This window comes from Ruegeria sp. ABF4_144, from assembly GCF_056160045.1.
In genome coordinates, this window is the sequence record NZ_JBSWWK010000001.1 from 2,304,915 (window position 1) to 2,320,202 (window position 15,288).

Annotated in this window: 14 protein-coding genes; 4 read left to right on the top strand and 10 right to left on the bottom strand. The window is 58.8% G+C overall.

Annotation, left to right across the window (positions count from 1 at the left end; genetic code table 11):
* Nucleotides 1-434: 434 nt before the first annotated feature.
* Nucleotides 435-1,586, top strand: coding sequence for a DcaP family trimeric outer membrane transporter (locus ACXAGD_RS11575; protein ID WP_475210749.1), 1,152 nt, complete (start codon nt 435-437; stop codon nt 1,584-1,586).
* Nucleotides 1,587-1,673: 87 nt separating this feature from the next.
* Here ACXAGD_RS11575 and ACXAGD_RS11580 read toward each other — a convergent pair whose 3' ends face one another.
* The 3 genes from ACXAGD_RS11580 to ACXAGD_RS11590 all read right to left on the bottom strand — a co-directional run bounded on the left by ACXAGD_RS11580 (nt 1,674) and on the right by ACXAGD_RS11590 (nt 4,277).
* Nucleotides 1,674-2,027 carry a hypothetical protein gene (locus tag ACXAGD_RS11580; protein WP_475210751.1) on the bottom strand — a complete coding sequence of 118 codons (354 nt, stop codon included), beginning with the start codon at nt 2,025-2,027 and terminating at the stop codon, nt 1,674-1,676.
* 133 nt (nt 2,028-2,160) lie between these two features.
* Nucleotides 2,161-2,646, bottom strand: a complete 486-nt coding sequence (locus ACXAGD_RS11585) for a DUF6497 family protein (protein ID WP_475210754.1) — start codon at nt 2,644-2,646, stop codon at nt 2,161-2,163.
* Between the two features lie 98 nt (nt 2,647-2,744).
* Nucleotides 2,745-4,277, bottom strand: a complete 1,533-nt coding sequence (locus tag ACXAGD_RS11590; RefSeq protein ID WP_170325803.1) for an acyl-CoA carboxylase subunit beta — start codon at nt 4,275-4,277, stop codon at nt 2,745-2,747.
* 183 nt (nt 4,278-4,460) lie between these two features.
* On the opposite strand from ACXAGD_RS11590, the gene ACXAGD_RS11595 reads away from it, so the two are divergent.
* Together ACXAGD_RS11595 and ACXAGD_RS11600 are read left to right on the top strand one after the other, a co-directional pair.
* Nucleotides 4,461-5,666 (top strand): multidrug effflux MFS transporter, encoded by a 1,206-nt coding sequence (locus tag ACXAGD_RS11595; RefSeq protein ID WP_475210756.1) that lies wholly within the window; start codon nt 4,461-4,463, stop codon nt 5,664-5,666.
* Between the two features lie 65 nt (nt 5,667-5,731).
* Nucleotides 5,732-7,129, top strand: a complete 1,398-nt coding sequence (locus ACXAGD_RS11600; protein WP_475210758.1) for a helix-turn-helix domain-containing protein — start codon at nt 5,732-5,734, stop codon at nt 7,127-7,129.
* 55 nt (nt 7,130-7,184) lie between these two features.
* Here ACXAGD_RS11600 and ACXAGD_RS11605 read toward each other — a convergent pair whose 3' ends face one another.
* The 6 genes from ACXAGD_RS11605 to lysE all read right to left on the bottom strand — a co-directional run bounded on the left by ACXAGD_RS11605 (nt 7,185) and on the right by lysE (nt 12,952).
* Nucleotides 7,185-7,424 (bottom strand): HP1242/YdcH family protein, encoded by a 240-nt coding sequence (locus ACXAGD_RS11605; protein ID WP_170325806.1) that lies wholly within the window; start codon nt 7,422-7,424, stop codon nt 7,185-7,187.
* 78 nt (nt 7,425-7,502) lie between these two features.
* A complete protein-coding gene (betA, locus tag ACXAGD_RS11610) occupies nt 7,503-9,161 on the bottom strand; it encodes a choline dehydrogenase (protein ID WP_475210761.1) in 1,659 nt (552 codons plus the stop codon).
* A gap of 74 nt (nt 9,162-9,235) precedes the next feature.
* On the bottom strand, nt 9,236-10,744 hold the full coding sequence (gene betC, locus ACXAGD_RS11615; protein WP_475210764.1) for a choline-sulfatase: 1,509 nt from the start codon (nt 10,742-10,744) through the stop codon (nt 9,236-9,238).
* On the bottom strand, nt 10,741-11,313 hold the full coding sequence (gene betI / locus ACXAGD_RS11620) for a choline-binding transcriptional repressor BetI (protein ID WP_475210768.1): 573 nt from the start codon (nt 11,311-11,313) through the stop codon (nt 10,741-10,743). The genes betC and betI overlap by 4 nt, the downstream gene beginning before the upstream one ends.
* A gap of 90 nt (nt 11,314-11,403) precedes the next feature.
* Nucleotides 11,404-12,312 (bottom strand): DMT family transporter, encoded by a 909-nt coding sequence (locus ACXAGD_RS11625; protein WP_475210769.1) that lies wholly within the window; start codon nt 12,310-12,312, stop codon nt 11,404-11,406.
* Between the two features lie 40 nt (nt 12,313-12,352).
* Nucleotides 12,353-12,952 (bottom strand): L-lysine exporter, encoded by a 600-nt coding sequence (gene lysE / locus ACXAGD_RS11630; protein ID WP_475210771.1) that lies wholly within the window; start codon nt 12,950-12,952, stop codon nt 12,353-12,355.
* A gap of 87 nt (nt 12,953-13,039) precedes the next feature.
* Here lysE and ACXAGD_RS11635 point away from each other — a divergent pair, with 87 nt between their 5' ends.
* Nucleotides 13,040-13,930, top strand: a complete 891-nt coding sequence (locus tag ACXAGD_RS11635; RefSeq protein ID WP_475210773.1) for a LysR family transcriptional regulator ArgP — start codon at nt 13,040-13,042, stop codon at nt 13,928-13,930.
* 9 nt (nt 13,931-13,939) lie between these two features.
* Here ACXAGD_RS11635 and ACXAGD_RS11640 read toward each other — a convergent pair whose 3' ends face one another.
* Nucleotides 13,940-15,214, bottom strand: a complete 1,275-nt coding sequence (locus ACXAGD_RS11640) for a permease (protein WP_475210774.1) — start codon at nt 15,212-15,214, stop codon at nt 13,940-13,942.
* Between the last annotated feature and the right edge of the window lie 74 nt (nt 15,215-15,288).

Genomic DNA, 15,288 nt, shown 5'->3' on the forward strand with positions numbered 1-15,288 from the left:
GCAGGCAAAGTAGAGCCGCACGGCCCGATCACTTTGCACGGCACAATCAAGGCCGCAAACAAAGTATTGTTTCCATGTATGATTCCGGCTGGAATTCGCCCATACGGTGAATTCCCGCGCAAATTTGCGCCGAAACCTTGCGCCATCAAGTCCGCGTTTCCGCCCGCCTGAACAGTCACATTGGTGTTACAAAACTCCGCATCGGGGCCTGTTTCTGCGCATGCATCATCACGGGCCGTCACAGTTTGCAGCTGTAGAATTCTGTTCGCAACCGTATGGTTAACCGATCTGTTCACCCAGCCGTGAAAATCGCTGGCGCCTTGCACAAATTTGCTTGAGAATTCGGGCGCTTTCCGTCCCGTTCTCGTGATTTCCCACACTGACATTTGCGTGAAACCTTGCCCATGCACTTCTGCACACAAGGGAACACCCACATGATTATAAAGAGAAAAAAGGCATTCCTGCTTGCTGCCTCTGCTCTTAGCGTGTCCGGTACGCTGGCCTTTGCCCAAGATGCCGAAACCCAGGCCGAACTGGATGCGTTGCGCGCCCGGATCGAAGCGCTGGAATCCACCGGACCAGGCTCCACACCCGGAGAATTTAGGATCGGTAACACCACTTTGGACGTCTACGGTTACGTCAAAGCCGACTTCTTCTACGATTTCGAGTTCGATCAGGGCGACACCGCGTTCGTGAACGTTATTGGTGAGCCTTCGGCCGCCACCGACGGTACCTTTGGCGCGACGTTGCGCCAGTCGCGGATCGGTTTGCTGACCACCACACCCAGCGCGCTTGGTGACATCGACGGTCAACTTGAGGTTGATCTCTTTGCGTCCAACGGCACCGCCGAATTTCGACTGCGCCATGCCAATATCCGAATCGGGGACAATTGGCTGATCGGCCAGTACTGGACCAACTTCCAGCCGCTGGACACCTATCCGACCTCGGTCGAATTCAACGGACCCGTTGGTATCGCCTTCGCGCGTCAGCCACAGGTCCGCTACACCAATGGTTTCGGAACCAATACGTCCTTCGCCGTATCGGTCGAAGAAAACGTCAGCGGATCGAATTCGGATGACCCTGTGCTGACGGCTTCGGCCGAATACAATGACGGCACCTACGTCGCCCGCGCAGCGGCCCTTTATGGCAAAGCCGAAGGCGGCGGGGTCGAGGTGGACCAGACCGGTTTTACCCTGTCCGGCTCGATCCGTCCGTGGGCGGGCGGCCTGTTTCAGGTCAACTACGTCACTGGCGAGGCGCTGGGTCCCTATCTTATCGGTCTTGGTGACCCCGTCGTCGGCGGCGCGGCCAACGATGTGAACGGCTACACCATCGAACTCCGGCAGGACTTGGGCGAAAAGTGGAATGTCGGCATCGCTTACGGCAAGGAAGATTACGACCTGCCCACGTCGACCGGCACGTTGTCCTTTACCGAGTTGGAGACGATCCACGTCAACGCCTTCTATCAGGCCACCGAAAACCTGACACTGAGCGCCGAGTACATCTATGGTGAGCGGAACGACGAACCCACGGGCCGAACATTTGACGGCAACCGTGTGCAAGTCGCTGCACAGCTGAACTTCTGAACGCACAGAACCGCCCTGCCCGCAACCGGGCAGGGTTTTGGTCGAAGATCCCTTCGAACTGATATGTGCGACAGCGGTCTGCACGGCTCAGCGCACCCCGTCGAAGATATCAGGAAACGACAACCGCGCCGCGTCCACGTCGATTACCAACAACGCGTCATAGCTGGCCGGATCAAACGGATCTTCGGCCGCAATCACTTCACGCTCGAACAGCCAACTCAAACGGCCGGCGTCCAGATTGCCCCGCTCGAACGGCTGATCGCCGAAATTCTGCCACAGCGCTTCCATGAACGCGGCATCGGCGCGACGATCGGCCGGTTTGCGATCGCGAAATCGCTCGCGCCGCGTAATCGGCGTGACCCCTTTGGGGTTGGCACGGCGAATGGTGAATTGGAAATCTGTCCCCGGAAAACGTCCGGGAAATCCGCGGTGCTTCAGCATATCGGCACCTCGCTGTTCAAAGATATCAGGGAAACAGGTTCGCCCCTCAAACCAGACGGGATCATGTCGCGCACCTCCAAAGCCGCAATGGTATTCAGAAACGCTCTGAGGTGGTGAAAACGGGGTTTCATGGTCAGAGCCCCTCCCAGATACATTGGGATTGCTCCAGCCGGTAGGCTTCAAAAAACTGCGTGGCATCGGGCGCGGATCGCCCGAATTCGACTGGCCGATCAGACAGAGAGATCACAACACGCGCGGGATCAAGTTGGTGATGCTCCACATAAGCAACTGCCAGGGTCTGGCACAGGTGTTCCATGTCGTTCGAGGCGACGTCATAGCCAATTCGCCCGGCGGTATAGCCGATCTTGGGTGCTACAAATCGAAACCTGACCCACAGCTCACCCGGGTTGTTGTCCAGCAGCACATCACTCAGATGCACCGGCTGTCCTGAAGGGACCGGCAACAGATTGTCGGTTTGCGCAACTGCTGCAGATGACCATCCCAGAAGCATCAGAATAAAGGCGCGACCCCAGCCCCGGTTGACGCGGGCTCCTCTCTCCGGGGTCGCGCGCGCATGGCTTGTGGCCCGCGCTTTTCTATGTCTGATACGGTCGGTCATCTATCAACTTTAGTCTCAAAGTCAAACTTCCGCGCGACAGTTGCGCCAAGTTCCGCCGACAGATTGGCCTCTGTCCGGCGGACCGTTCGGCATGTCCCTTACAGCGGTATATTGTCGTGCTTTTTCCACGGGTTTTTCAGTTGCTTGTTGCGCAGGCTGGCAAACGCGCGGGACACGCGGCGGCGGGTGGACTGCGGCATGATTACCTCGTCGATGAAACCGCGCTCGGCGGCTACAAAGGGGTTAGCAAACCGGTCCTCATAATCCTGCGTGTGCTGCGCGATCTTTTCCGCATCGCCCAGATCGGCACGGTGGATGATCTCGGTCGCACCCTTGGCGCCCATCACCGCAATCTCGGCAGTCGGCCAGGCATAGTTGAAATCACCGCGCAGGTGCTTGGAGGCCATAACGTCATACGCACCACCATAGGCCTTGCGGGTGATCACGGTGACCTTTGGAACGGTGGCTTCACCATAGGCGAACAGCAGCTTGGCGCCGTGCTTGATCACACCGCCATATTCCTGAGACGTACCCGGCAGGAAGCCCGGCACGTCCACCAGCGTCAGGATCGGGATCTCGAAACAGTCGCAGAAGCGCACGAACCGCGCGGCCTTGCGCGAGCTGTCGATGTCCAAACACCCAGCCAGAACCATCGGCTGGTTGGCCACAACGCCCACGGTCTGCCCTTCCAGACGGATGAAACCGGTGATGATGTTCTTGGCGAAATCCTCCTGAATTTCGTAGAAATCACCCTCATCCGCCACTTTAGTGATGAGTTCCTTCATGTCGTAAGGCGTGTTCGGGTTGTCCGGGATCAGTGTATCCAGCGAGGTCTCGACCCGGTCCGGTTCGTCAAAGAACGGGCGCACCGGTGGTTTCTCGCGGTTGTTCAGTGGCAGGAAGTCGACCAGACGGCGCACTTCGGCCAGCGCCTCGACATCGTTTTCGAACGCACCATCGGCGACCGAGGATTTCTTGGTGTGGGTCGATGCACCGCCCAGCTCCTCGGCGGTCACAACCTCGTTGGTGACGGTTTTCACAACGTCGGGGCCGGTCACGAACATGTAGGACGTGTCTTTGACCATGAAGATAAAGTCGGTCATCGCCGGGCTGTAAACAGCGCCACCGGCACAGGGGCCCATGATCACGCTGATCTGCGGCACCACGCCCGAGGCCATGATGTTGCGCTGGAACACCTCGGCATACCCCGCCAGCGAGGCCACGCCTTCCTGGATTCGCGCACCGCCCGAGTCGTTGATTCCAATGACCGGCGCACCGTTCTGGATCGCCATATCCATGATCTTGCAGATCTTCTGCGCATGGGTTTCCGACAGCGAGCCGCCAAACACGGTGAAATCCTGGCTGAACACATAAACCATCCGGCCGTTGATCGTGCCCCAACCGGTGACCACGCCATCGCCCGCAGTCTTTTGATTTTCCATCCCGAAATCGGTGCAGCGGTGGCTGACGAACATGTCAAACTCTTCAAAGCTGCCTTCGTCCAGCAGCAGTTCGATCCGCTCGCGCGCGGTCAGCTTGCCACGCCCGTGCTGCGCGTCGATACGCTTTTGCCCACCGCCCATCCGGGCATCGTTGCGGCGGTCTTCAAGCTCGGTAAGGATGTCTTTCATGGCGCTCATTCCCTGTGAGATTTCGGGCGACACTATACGCATACGCATCATGTCCAAAGCATCTTTCGGCAAATTTGCAAACTTCCCGCAACAAACTTCTGGAAAACTGTAAATTTGCTAAGTATCACAATGAAACGCAGTCTTGGATAGCATTCCCTGAAACGGCCACTATACATGTGAACCATGCAGTTCAGTTCATCCCGGGCGCACCGTTCGCCACCCACGATTTCAACGCTGGTTTTACTTTCGGGGCTGTCCGCGCTCAGCCTGAACCTGTTCCTACCCAGCCTGCCGAACATGGCGCTGCATTTTCAGACTGACTACAAAGTCATGCAGCTGTCGATTGCTCTGTACCTTCTGGTCAATGCGGCATTGCAGATACTGATCGGCCCGATCGCGGACAAAGCCGGGCGTCGCCCCGTCATGCTATGGGGACTGTCTCTGTTCCTCATCGCAACACTTGGCTGCATCTACGCCCCGAACATCGAGATTTTTCTGGCCTTCCGGATGTGTCAGGCCATCGTGGTCGTTGGTATGGTGCTCAGCCGGGCGGCGGTGCGCGACCTTTACGATCAGGATAACGCCGCCTCAATGATCGGATACGTGACTATGGGTATGGCGGTTGTACCCATGATCGGCCCCGCCATCGGGGGCATCTTGGAAGAGAACTTTGGATGGAAGGCCAACTTCTGGTTGCCCTTCGCACTGGGCGTGATGACGCTGGGGCTGACCTACGCAGACTTTGGCGAAACCTCAGCCAAAAGTGGCAAAACGCTTATACAGCAGTTTCGTGAATACCCTGAACTGCTGCGCTCACCCCGGTTCTGGGGCTATTCGCTGTCCTCGGCTTTGTCATCGGGCGCCTTCTTCGCCTACTTGGGCGGGGCGCCGTTTATCGGCACCGAACTCTTTGGCCTCAGTGCCGCTCAGGTCGGTATCTATTTCGGCGCACCAGCGGTTGGGTATTTCTTCGGCAACTTCGTCAGCGGCCGCTATTCAGTCCGCTTTGGTGTAAACCGGATGGTGTTCTGGGGATGCTGGCTGAATGCTCTCGGCGTTGCCCTGTCGGCCATCCTGTTTCTGGCAGGCTTTGGCACTGCACTCAGCTTCTTTGGCTTCATGACCTTTGTGGGGATTGGAAACGGCATGACGATCCCCAATGCCACCTCAGGCGCCCTATCCGTACGCCCCCACCTTGCCGCCACCGCCTCAGGGTTAAGCGGTGCGATCATGCTGGGCGGCGGCGCTGGTCTCAGCGCGTTGGCCGGGGCCTTACTGACCCATGAAACCGGCGCGATGCCCCTGCTGTGGCTGATGCTTGTGACTTCCGTTCTGGCAATCTGCGCCATCGCTTCGGTTATCCGACGCGAACGGCGACTGGGCTTGTAACACGGCTTGCGCCGGTTGGTTTGCAAAGTTAGCTTGCAGCAATAGAAAAGTTGCAAAGGCACGCCATGGCCACCCAAAAGCTTTATGCCGGTGCAAAACTGCGCGAAATGCGCACGCGCCTGACTCTAACGCAAAAGGAATTCGCCACGAAACTAGGGGTTTCGCTGCCCTACCTGAACCAGATGGAGAACAACAACCGGCCGATCTCGACCACGGTTGTTCTGGCGCTGGCGCAGGAATTCGGCATGGATGTCACCGAGCTGAGCACCGGTGACAGCGAACGCCTAGTCTCGGACATGCGTGAGGCCCTGGCCGATCCGGTCTTCGACGACATGCCACCGCTGGCCGACCTTCGACTGACAGCCTCGAACGCCCCTGCACTGGCCCGCGCGTTTATCGCGCTGCACCGAACGTACCGGCAAACGCACGAGCGGCTGGCTTCGCTGGACGAAGCCCTGGGCCGTGAAGACGCTCAGATTCAGGCCAGCCCATGGGAGGAAGTACGCGATTTCTTCCACTATTGCGACAACTACATCGACGCGGTTGACCGCGCGGCTGAACGATTTTCCCAACGCGCCGAAGAAGTCGGCGGCATCCGCGCCGCGGCCATCAACAGCCTCGGCGAGCGCGGCATTCGGGTGCAATTCGTAGATATCCCCGAAACGCGAAAATATGACGCCGACAGCAAGACACTGCAACTCGGGTCGCGCACAGCACCGCAGACGCAAGTGTTTCAACTGCTGCTACAAGTGGCGCTGATCAGTCAGGACAAGCTGCTCGACGCAACATTGGATTTTGCCAAATTTCAAAGCGAGGAAGCCCGCGCCATCGCCAAGATCGGTTTGGCCAACTATTTCGCCGGGGCGTCGCTGATGCCCTATGACGCGTTTTTGGCTGCGGCGCAGGAATATCGCCACGATCTTGAACGGCTCAGCAACCGGTTCGGAGCATCCATTGAACAAGTGGCGCATCGTCTCTCGACACTCCAACGCCCAGGCGCCAAGGGAATCCCGTTCTTCTTTGTGCGCGTCGATCAGGCAGGCACGATCACCAAACGTCACTCAGCGACACGCCTGCAATTTGCCCGTTTCGGTGGTGCCTGCCCCCTATGGAACGTCCACCGCGCGTTTGAAACTCCGGGCCATTTCCTACGACAACTGGCGGAAACCCCGGATGGCGTCCGCTATATCTCACTGGCAAGAGATGTGTCTAAATCGGGCGGCTCATTCGGCGCGCCTGTGCGTCGCTATGCTATCGCCCTAGGGTGTGATGTCCGTCACGCCGAGGCTCTGGTCTATGCCGACAACCTCGATATCAACAACGCAAGCGCCTACGAACCCATCGGCATTTCCTGCCGCATCTGCGAGCGGCAAAACTGCCACCAACGCTCGGTCCCGCCTCTGGAACGCCGCCTGTCCATCGACGCCCACACCCGCGGCACCCTGCCCTATGAGGTCACCTGAACTTCAGAGGTAGCGCCGACTGACACGACGGGGGCAGAGCCCCCGCCCTTGGATCTTAAGCCTTTGACAGGATCGACCAGATCTCATCTTTCAGCGCAGCGCGCTTCTTGCGCAACTCGCCTTCAGCCAGATCTTCCATTGGTTCGATATTGGTTTCCGCGCGGTGAACGACGCGGTTGACCTCGTGATACTCATCCGCCAGCCGGGCGAAATGCGCATCCGATTGCTTGAGCTGGCTCATCAGTTCGACTTTGTCCGGAAACTCTTCGGCCAGTTCATGCGGGGTGTGGGACATTCCTGTTCGCTCCTAAAATATGTCGTTACGAGTCAGGTCTAAACGCCTTTGTCACACCCCGCTTTGACGCGGATCAAATCACCGCTGCGCGGTCGCCCATGCCGGGTGAATCCACGGCCGATCATTGGCTTTTGGCAAGGCCTCTTTGCCCAGCAGATGATCCGACATCTTCTCACCCACCATGATCGACGGCGCGTTGAGGTTGCCGTTGGTGATCTGCGGGAAGATCGAGCTGTCGGCGACACGCAGCCCGTCCACCCCGATCACACGCCCTTCGGGGTCAACGACCGCGTTCTTGTCGTCAGCCCGGCCCATACGGCAGGTACCGCAGGGGTGATAAGCGCTTTCGGCATGTTCGGCGATGAAGCCATTCAGCTCTTCGTCGGTCTGCACGTCCGCACCCGGTTGGATCTCCTTACCTGCAAACGGTTTGAATGCGTCCTGCCCGAATATCTCACGGGTCAGTCGGATACACTTGCGGAAATCTTCCCAATCCTGCTCGTGGCTCATGTAGTTGAACCGGATCACCGGTGCGTCCTCGGGCCCGTCCGAGCGCAGCGTGACCGCTCCACGCGACGGCGAGCGCATTGGCCCCACATGCGCCTGGAACCCATGCCCCTCCGCTGCGGCCTGACCATCATAGCGGACAGCAATGGGCAGGAAGTGATACTGGATATCCGGATACTCGACGCCGGGGTTCGAGCGGATGAAGGCCGCGCTTTCGAACTGGTTCGACGCCCCGAGGCCGGTTTTCGTGAACAACCACTGCGCCCCGATCAAGCCTTTGCTGACAAGGTTCCAGTGCTTATACAGCGTGATAGGCTGCAACGAGGCCTGCTGAATATACAGCTCCAGATGGTCCTGCAGGTTCGCGCCCACGCCGGGACGATCCGCAACAACCTCGATCCCGTGCTCGGCCAGATGCGCCGCAGGACCGATCCCCGATAGCATCAGCAGCTTGGGTGAGTTGATCGAGGACGCCGCCAGTACCACCTCGCGGCGGGCGCGGATGATTTCTTTCTTGCCGCCACGGATCAGCTCCACGCCGGTCGCGCGGCCATTTTCCAGGACCACGCGCGACGCCAAGCCGCGCACGATATCGCAGTTGTCGCGCTTGAGCGCAGGCTTCAGATAGGCATTCGCCGCCGACCAGCGCCGTCCTTTCCAGACGGTCTGCTCCATCGGGCCGAAGCCTTCCTGCTTTTCACCGTTATAATCGCCGGTAACCTCGTACCCCGCCTGCTGTCCGGCATCGACAAAGGCCTGAAAAAGAGGGTTTTCACGCGGGCCGCGGGAAACATGCAGCGGGCCATCTTTGCCCCGCCATTCGGGATCACCGCCGTGCCCGCCATCGTGCCACGTTTCCATACGTTTGTAGTAGGGCAGCACATCCGCATAAGACCAGCCATCCGCGCCCATATCGGACCACGTGTCAAAATCGCGCGCGTGGCCGCGCACATAGACCATCCCGTTTATCGAGGACGATCCGCCAATCACCTTGCCGCGCGGACAGGCCAGACGGCGGTTGTTCAGATGCTTCTCGGGTTCCGACTGATAGCCCCAATCGTAACGCGCCATATTCATCGGATAGCTCAGCGCCGCCGGCATCTGGATGAACGGCCCGGCATCGGTGCCGCCATGTTCGATCACCAGAACCGAGGCCCCGGCCTCGCTCAGGCGGTATGCCATCGCGCAGCCTGCGGACCCTGCGCCAACGATGACGAAATCTGCTTCCATTATTCAGGTCTCCATAGCCCGCCGAACCCCTTTTGGAATTGTTCGGCAGGAGTCTTTGTCAAAAGGTGAAGAGGTTATTCGCCGCGCGGGTAACGCTGGCTTTCCTCAACTGTGTTCAGATCCATGTGGTTCCGCATGTAGCGTTCGGACGCCTTTTGCAGCGGCTGATAATCCCACGGGTAATAGCCCCCCTGCCGCAACGCCTCATAGACGACCCAGCGACGGGCCTGACTGGCGCGCACATCGGCGTCGAACTGATCCAGATCCCAGCGGGCCTCGGATTTCGCACGCAAGGACTCAAGCGTTCCGGCATGTGCGGGATCTTCGGCAAGGTTGGTTTGTTCGTGTGGGTCAGACTCAACGTCGAACAACTGATCCGGGTCCAGTGCACAGCGGTTGTATTTCCACTTGCCATAGCGCAGCGAGACCAGCGGGGCATAGGATGCTTCGGCCGCGTATTCTATCGCCACCGGCGCGGTCCTCTCAACACCTTGCGCCAAAGGCACTAGGTCTTCGCCGTCAGTCCAAGGCGCGATCTCGGCCATGTCGACGCCTGCCAACGTGCCCAACGTGGGCGTTACGTCGATCGTCGAGACCGGCGTGTCAATCCGTCCCGCTGGTAGGTCCGGCGCCGAGATCATCAGCGGCACGCGCGACGAGCCTTCAAAGAAGGTCATCTTGAACCACAAACCACGCTCGCCCAGCATGTCACCGTGATCCGAGACGAAGAGGATGATCGCCTCTTGCCGCGTGGTCTCCAGCACTTCGAGAATCTCGCCAATCTTGTCGTCCAGATATGAGATATTGGCGAAATAAGCGCGGCGGGACCTGCGGATATCTTCCTCGGTGATGTCAAAGCTGCGCCAGTCGTTCGCGTCGAAGATACGCTTGGAATGCGGGTCCTGGTTTTCGTAGCCCAGGTCCGAGACCTCGGGCAGCAGGTGTTCGCAATCCTCGTATAGGTCCCAGTATTTCCGACGTGCCACGTAAGGATCATGCGGGTGGGTAAAGCTAACGGTCACGCACCACGGACGGTCATCATTGCCACGGGCCAGATCATAGAGCTTGGCCTTGGCGTTGTAGGCAACCTCGTCGTCGTACTCCATCTGGTTCGAGATTTCGGCCACACCCGCGCCGGTCACCGAGCCCATGTTGTGATACCACCAGTCAATCCGCTCACCCGGCTTGCGGTAATCGGGCGTCCAACCGAAATCGGCCGGGTAGATGTCGGTGGTCAAACGGTCTTCGAACCCATGCAGTTGATCTGGGCCGACAAAGTGCATCTTGCCCGACAGACAGGTGTAATAGCCTGCGCGGCGCAGATGGTGCGCATAGGTGGGGATATCGCTGTTGAACTCGGCCGCGTTGTCATAAACCCCGGTACGCGAGGGCAACTGGCCAGACATGAAACTGGCCCGCCCCGGTGCGCACAGCGGTGACGCCGTGTAGGCGTTTGCAAACCGCGTCGACCGTTCCGCCAGCTTTTTCAGGTTCGGAGCATGCAGCCAGTCTGCGGGACCGTCGGGAAAGAGGGTACCGTTGAGCTGATCCACCATCAGGATCAGAATGTTGGGTTTTGTCATTTTTCAGCCTCGAGCAGAGTATTGAGAACACGCATCGCGTGGTCTACGGCCAGTTGGGGTTCTTCCGGGGCGCTGAGTGCAGCGCGAATATACAGACCGTCGATCAGGGCAATCATGTTTTCGGCCGCTTCGACCGGATCGCTCATCAACGGGCGTAGGGCATCAACCAGATTGGACCGAACGCGCGCCTGATAAACCCGCCACAAACGCAATGCGTCCTCGTTTGTCTGAGCCAGCACGTAGAAAGTCATCCAAGCGGCGATGACATCAGGCGTAAAACAGGATGGCGCAAAGCAGGCTCGGATGATGGCCTGCGCCCTCTCTTTCGGAGGAGCGGTTTTCAGTTCCTCGCGCGCCTCTGTGCCAAAATCTGACAGGATGCGTCGCATTGCGGCCAGAAAAATCTGATCTTTGCCGCCGAAATAGTGATGCGCCAACGCACTGGACATTCCGGCCCGCTTGGCGATCTGACTGACAGTTACGTCGAGGGACTTTTTCGACCCAAGCTCGGCAATCGTCGCGCGCACGATCGCGTCGCGACGGATTGGCTCCATTCCGAGTTTCGGCATAGCTATCCTCTCCCAACGTTAAGTGGAGAAAACGCTACGGTGTTTTTATTGACTCGTCAATTAATAACCGTTTTCGGGTGCCGAATATGGCTAAATCTTGGGCGCGATGCTCGGGGTTGTCAGACTACTGCGGTTCAGAACGGCCTCGCGCCAGGCAATAAAGCTGACCGCCGACAGGATCAGCGTGCCGCCAGCAACTACCCAGATATCGACGCTTTCGTGAAAGACCAGCGCACCTACCAGTGTGGCCCAGATAAGCTGCAGGAAAGTCACCGGTTGCGTCACCGCTACGGGCGCGGCTTTCAGCGCAATCGTCATGAAATAGTGACCCGCTGTGGCAAAACTAGCGACCAGAAACAGAACGCCCAGATCGCGCAGGCTGGGCGGTGTCCAGACGGCCACCGCAAAAGGAATCAGGGCAATCGTCACCCATATCGACATATGTGCCACGACAACCGACGGCGGCAGATCTCGTACAAGCGCCTTTGCGATTAAATAAGAAGCCCCAAGCGCCAGAGACGTGCCCAGCATGGTCAGGTGGCCAGCTGAAATTTCGCGAAATCCGGGGCGCAGAATGATTACGACGCCGATTATCGCCACGCAAATCGCGGCGATCCGGCGAAAGGCCAGCTTCTCTCCAAGAAACAACGCCGCACCTAGGGTGACATAGACGGGTGTCATGTAGTTCATCGCGGTGACCTCGGCCAAGGGGATCTGCGTCATCGAGAAAAACCACAGCATCACGGCCACGGCGTGCACGATCCCACGTACTCCGAACAGGGTCAGGTGCCGACGTGTCAGGTGCGTCGTCAGGACCAGCTTCAAGGCGGGCAACAGAAAGACCAGTCCAAAGACGAACCGAAGAAACGCTGCCTGAATCGGGTCCATCGTCGAGCCCAGCGACTTTACCAGCGCGGTCATGACAACAAAGGACACCCCGGCGGCGAACATCCAGAACATGCCCACCAGCGGGCGGTATGTGGGCGCAAGAGTTGTCATGTTAACGGTTGAACACTGAAACCCCGGCCGGGGCAACCCGTCACATGGCCACCAGCTTGTAAGCGATCCCCAGCATTACCACCCCAATCACCACGTCAAGAACCTGCCAGGCCCGCGGTCTGGTAAAGACGGGGGACAAAACTCGCGCACCGTACCCCAAGGAAAAGAAGAACACGAAACTGGACGACATCGCGCCCAGCGCAAAGGCCATACGGTCGTCATATTGGGCAGAGATCGATCCGATCAGCACAACGGTATCCAGATAGACATGCGGGTTCAGCCAAGTGAAGGCCAGAACGGTCAGCAACACCGACCTCAAGCTGGCGCGCTGTCCCTCGGCCACGTCCATCACCGCACCGCCGCGCCAAGCCGATTGTAGGCTTCGCAGGCCGTACCATGTCAGGAAGATCGCCCCACCGTAGCGCATCACCGTTTCGAACCACGGCGCAGCCGAGGCCAGCGCACCGAAGCCCGCAACGCCCGCGGCAATCAGGATGGCATCAGACACTGCGCAAGTCAGACACAAGGGCAGCACATGCTCGCGCCGCAAGCCCTGACGCAACACAAAAGCGTTCTGCGCTCCGATGGCAAGGATAAGGCTGAAGCCCAAAGCGAAGCCTGCAATCAGGGATGTAGACATGTGACCTCCTGTGGTTCCGAGGCATTGACTACGGGTATTGGGGTCCTCTATCAAATTAAAGATGTTGACCTTAGTTAAGTTTGGCTAATGCTGCTTGATCCCAATCACCTGTCGGCGCTGTCTTCCATTCTGCGCCATGGCAGCTTTGAGGCTGCCGCTGCCGAGTTGTCTGTGACGCCCTCGGCCATATCGCAGCGGATCAAAGCGTTGGAGGATCGCGTCGGCGCGGCCCTGATCCAACGCGGCACACCCTGCACGGGTACCCCTGCCGGCTTGCGGATTGCGCAACATGCCGAGGATATCGGGTTGCTTGAGGCGAAGCTGGCCCGGGAACTGACCCTGGATCAAGCCAGCGGCCCGGCACGCGTTCGGGTGGCCGTTCCCGCCGACGTTCTGGCGACGTGGTTCATTGACGCGATGGCACAGGTCGATGGCTTGCTGTTCGATCTGTTGGTTGATGATCAGGACCACTCGGCGGAATGGTTGCGACGCGGAGAGGTCAGCGCCGCCATCACTGTGGGCAATCAACTGGTGGCGGGCTGTGATGCCTCAGATTTGGGCGCGCTGCGTTACATCGCAACCGCAAGTCCAAGCTATATGCGCCAGTGGTTTGCCAACGGGGTGAATACAGTCACGCTGGCCCGAGCGCCCTGCCTGACCTTCAATCGCAAGGACGGCCTGCAGAAATCGTGGATCACCGAAAGGATTGGTCAGAGAGTCGCGCCGCCCTCGCATTTCCTCCCCTCCCCTCAAGGGTTCGTGGACGCGGCAATTGCCGGGATGGGTTGGGGTATGAATCCATTGGGGCTTGCGCAGCGGGCATTGGATGACGGAAGGTTGGTTCCTCTGCTGCCCGATGCGCCCTTGGACGTACCACTGACATGGCAAGTAGGCCGCGTTTTGTCCCCTGCGCTGGCGCCCCTGACCGCCGCGGTCAAACGGATTGCGGCACAGGCACTTCTTCCTGCGAAAGCGTAGCCCTCCGGGTCAGGACGTTTCGGGTATTTTCGTGTTTGGCAAAACCACCCGATAGCAGGTGATGGCGGCAATCAGGCTGACGAGAGAGATGAAGAAAACCGCCCAAGCGACCTCGTGCATATGCGCGACGGCTGCCAAAGCGGCTGACAGTATGACCGCCGTTATCCGGCAGATGCTTTTGATTGCAGCGGCCCCTTTGACACGCTGATCCTTGGGCGCCACGTCTAGGAAATACAGCTTGCGGGCGCTGCCTATGCCCGTCACGGCGACTGTCACAATGAACAGGGCCACCGCATGTAGATGCACCGCATGATCGATCCTTAAAAAGTGTACTGCCAATAGCGCGCCACCGGTGAAGGCAACCATAAGGTTGCCGACCACCATCACGGCGCGGTGCGATTTCATGTTCACCAGTTGCCACAACGGGGCCGAGACCAGATATCCCGACGCGGATGAGATGATCATGGCGGTCAGGCCCTTGGCCGACGCGTGATGCGCCTCAGCCGCGATCAGGGCAAAGAACGGCACCGAAAGGGACACCACGACCAAAGGCAGCCGCATGATCATGTAGTGGCGGAACCAGGCCTGATCGAACATGGCAATGATGTCGGTGAAATTTTCCGAGAACTTTCGTTTCCGCGCAGGCTGCGCGTCGGTCTTGGGCTCAGCCTCTTTGCCGATTTCGGACATGGCCAGAATGCACAGAGCCGACAGCACAAAAAACGTGACAGAAACGGCAATAACTGCGGAATGGCGCGAAAATGGTGGATTTTCCTTGGTGATCTCATGGACCAGCAACGCCAAACCGATGGCTCCTAACCCGCCGATTCCAAGCTGCAAGTAATGCAAGACCATTCGCGACTTGGATTGTACGTGGTCGCCGATCAGGTCGGTATACATCAATGACTGAATTTCCTCGATCAGACCAATCAGGAAAAACGCCGCGACGAAGGCTACACCGGTGGCCGGAACCACTCCGGTCGACGCAACGACCACCGCCATGACAAGGCAGGCGCCGATGGCGATTTCGGTCAGGGCAATCCCGCGTTTCTTCCGATTCCGCGCCGCAATCGGCTGCGCAAGAAACACGTCTGAAATCATACTGCCCACCATCCGGATCGAAACAAGCGCCCCGGCGATGAACATCGGAAGTTCCAGCGAAACGGCCAGAAATGGCAGCACCACGGACGGGCTGCCAAGCGTCCACGCGACCTGAGACAGAATGCTCTGCCCGGCAAGAACCGGAATATTCCGTTTGGGTGTAGGCGCCGAACTGTCCGTCATTCTCTCAATTGATGTAAAATGCCCCACGGACACAATTGCTTAGCCTCCAGCCTATAAGGTTCCGGTCAACTGAA

Coding starts and splice junctions, on each gene's coding strand:
- ACXAGD_RS11640 (WP_475210774.1), bottom strand. CDS start 15,214: ATGACGGACAGTTCGGCGCCTACACCCAAACGGAATATTCCGGTTCTT.
- ACXAGD_RS11575 (WP_475210749.1), top strand. CDS start 435: ATGATTATAAAGAGAAAAAAGGCATTCCTGCTTGCTGCCTCTGCTCTT.
- ACXAGD_RS11600 (WP_475210758.1), top strand. CDS start 5,732: ATGGCCACCCAAAAGCTTTATGCCGGTGCAAAACTGCGCGAAATGCGC.
- ACXAGD_RS11580 (WP_475210751.1), bottom strand. CDS start 2,027: ATGCTGAAGCACCGCGGATTTCCCGGACGTTTTCCGGGGACAGATTTC.
- ACXAGD_RS11605 (WP_170325806.1), bottom strand. CDS start 7,424: ATGTCCCACACCCCGCATGAACTGGCCGAAGAGTTTCCGGACAAAGTC.
- ACXAGD_RS11590 (WP_170325803.1), bottom strand. CDS start 4,277: ATGAAAGACATCCTTACCGAGCTTGAAGACCGCCGCAACGATGCCCGG.
- lysE (WP_475210771.1), bottom strand. CDS start 12,952: ATGTCTACATCCCTGATTGCAGGCTTCGCTTTGGGCTTCAGCCTTATC.
- ACXAGD_RS11625 (WP_475210769.1), bottom strand. CDS start 12,312: ATGACAACTCTTGCGCCCACATACCGCCCGCTGGTGGGCATGTTCTGG.
- ACXAGD_RS11595 (WP_475210756.1), top strand. CDS start 4,461: ATGCAGTTCAGTTCATCCCGGGCGCACCGTTCGCCACCCACGATTTCA.
- betI (WP_475210768.1), bottom strand. CDS start 11,313: ATGCCGAAACTCGGAATGGAGCCAATCCGTCGCGACGCGATCGTGCGC.
- betC (WP_475210764.1), bottom strand. CDS start 10,744: ATGACAAAACCCAACATTCTGATCCTGATGGTGGATCAGCTCAACGGT.
- ACXAGD_RS11635 (WP_475210773.1), top strand. CDS start 13,040: ATGCTGCTTGATCCCAATCACCTGTCGGCGCTGTCTTCCATTCTGCGC.
- ACXAGD_RS11585 (WP_475210754.1), bottom strand. CDS start 2,646: ATGACCGACCGTATCAGACATAGAAAAGCGCGGGCCACAAGCCATGCG.
- betA (WP_475210761.1), bottom strand. CDS start 9,161: ATGGAAGCAGATTTCGTCATCGTTGGCGCAGGGTCCGCAGGCTGCGCG.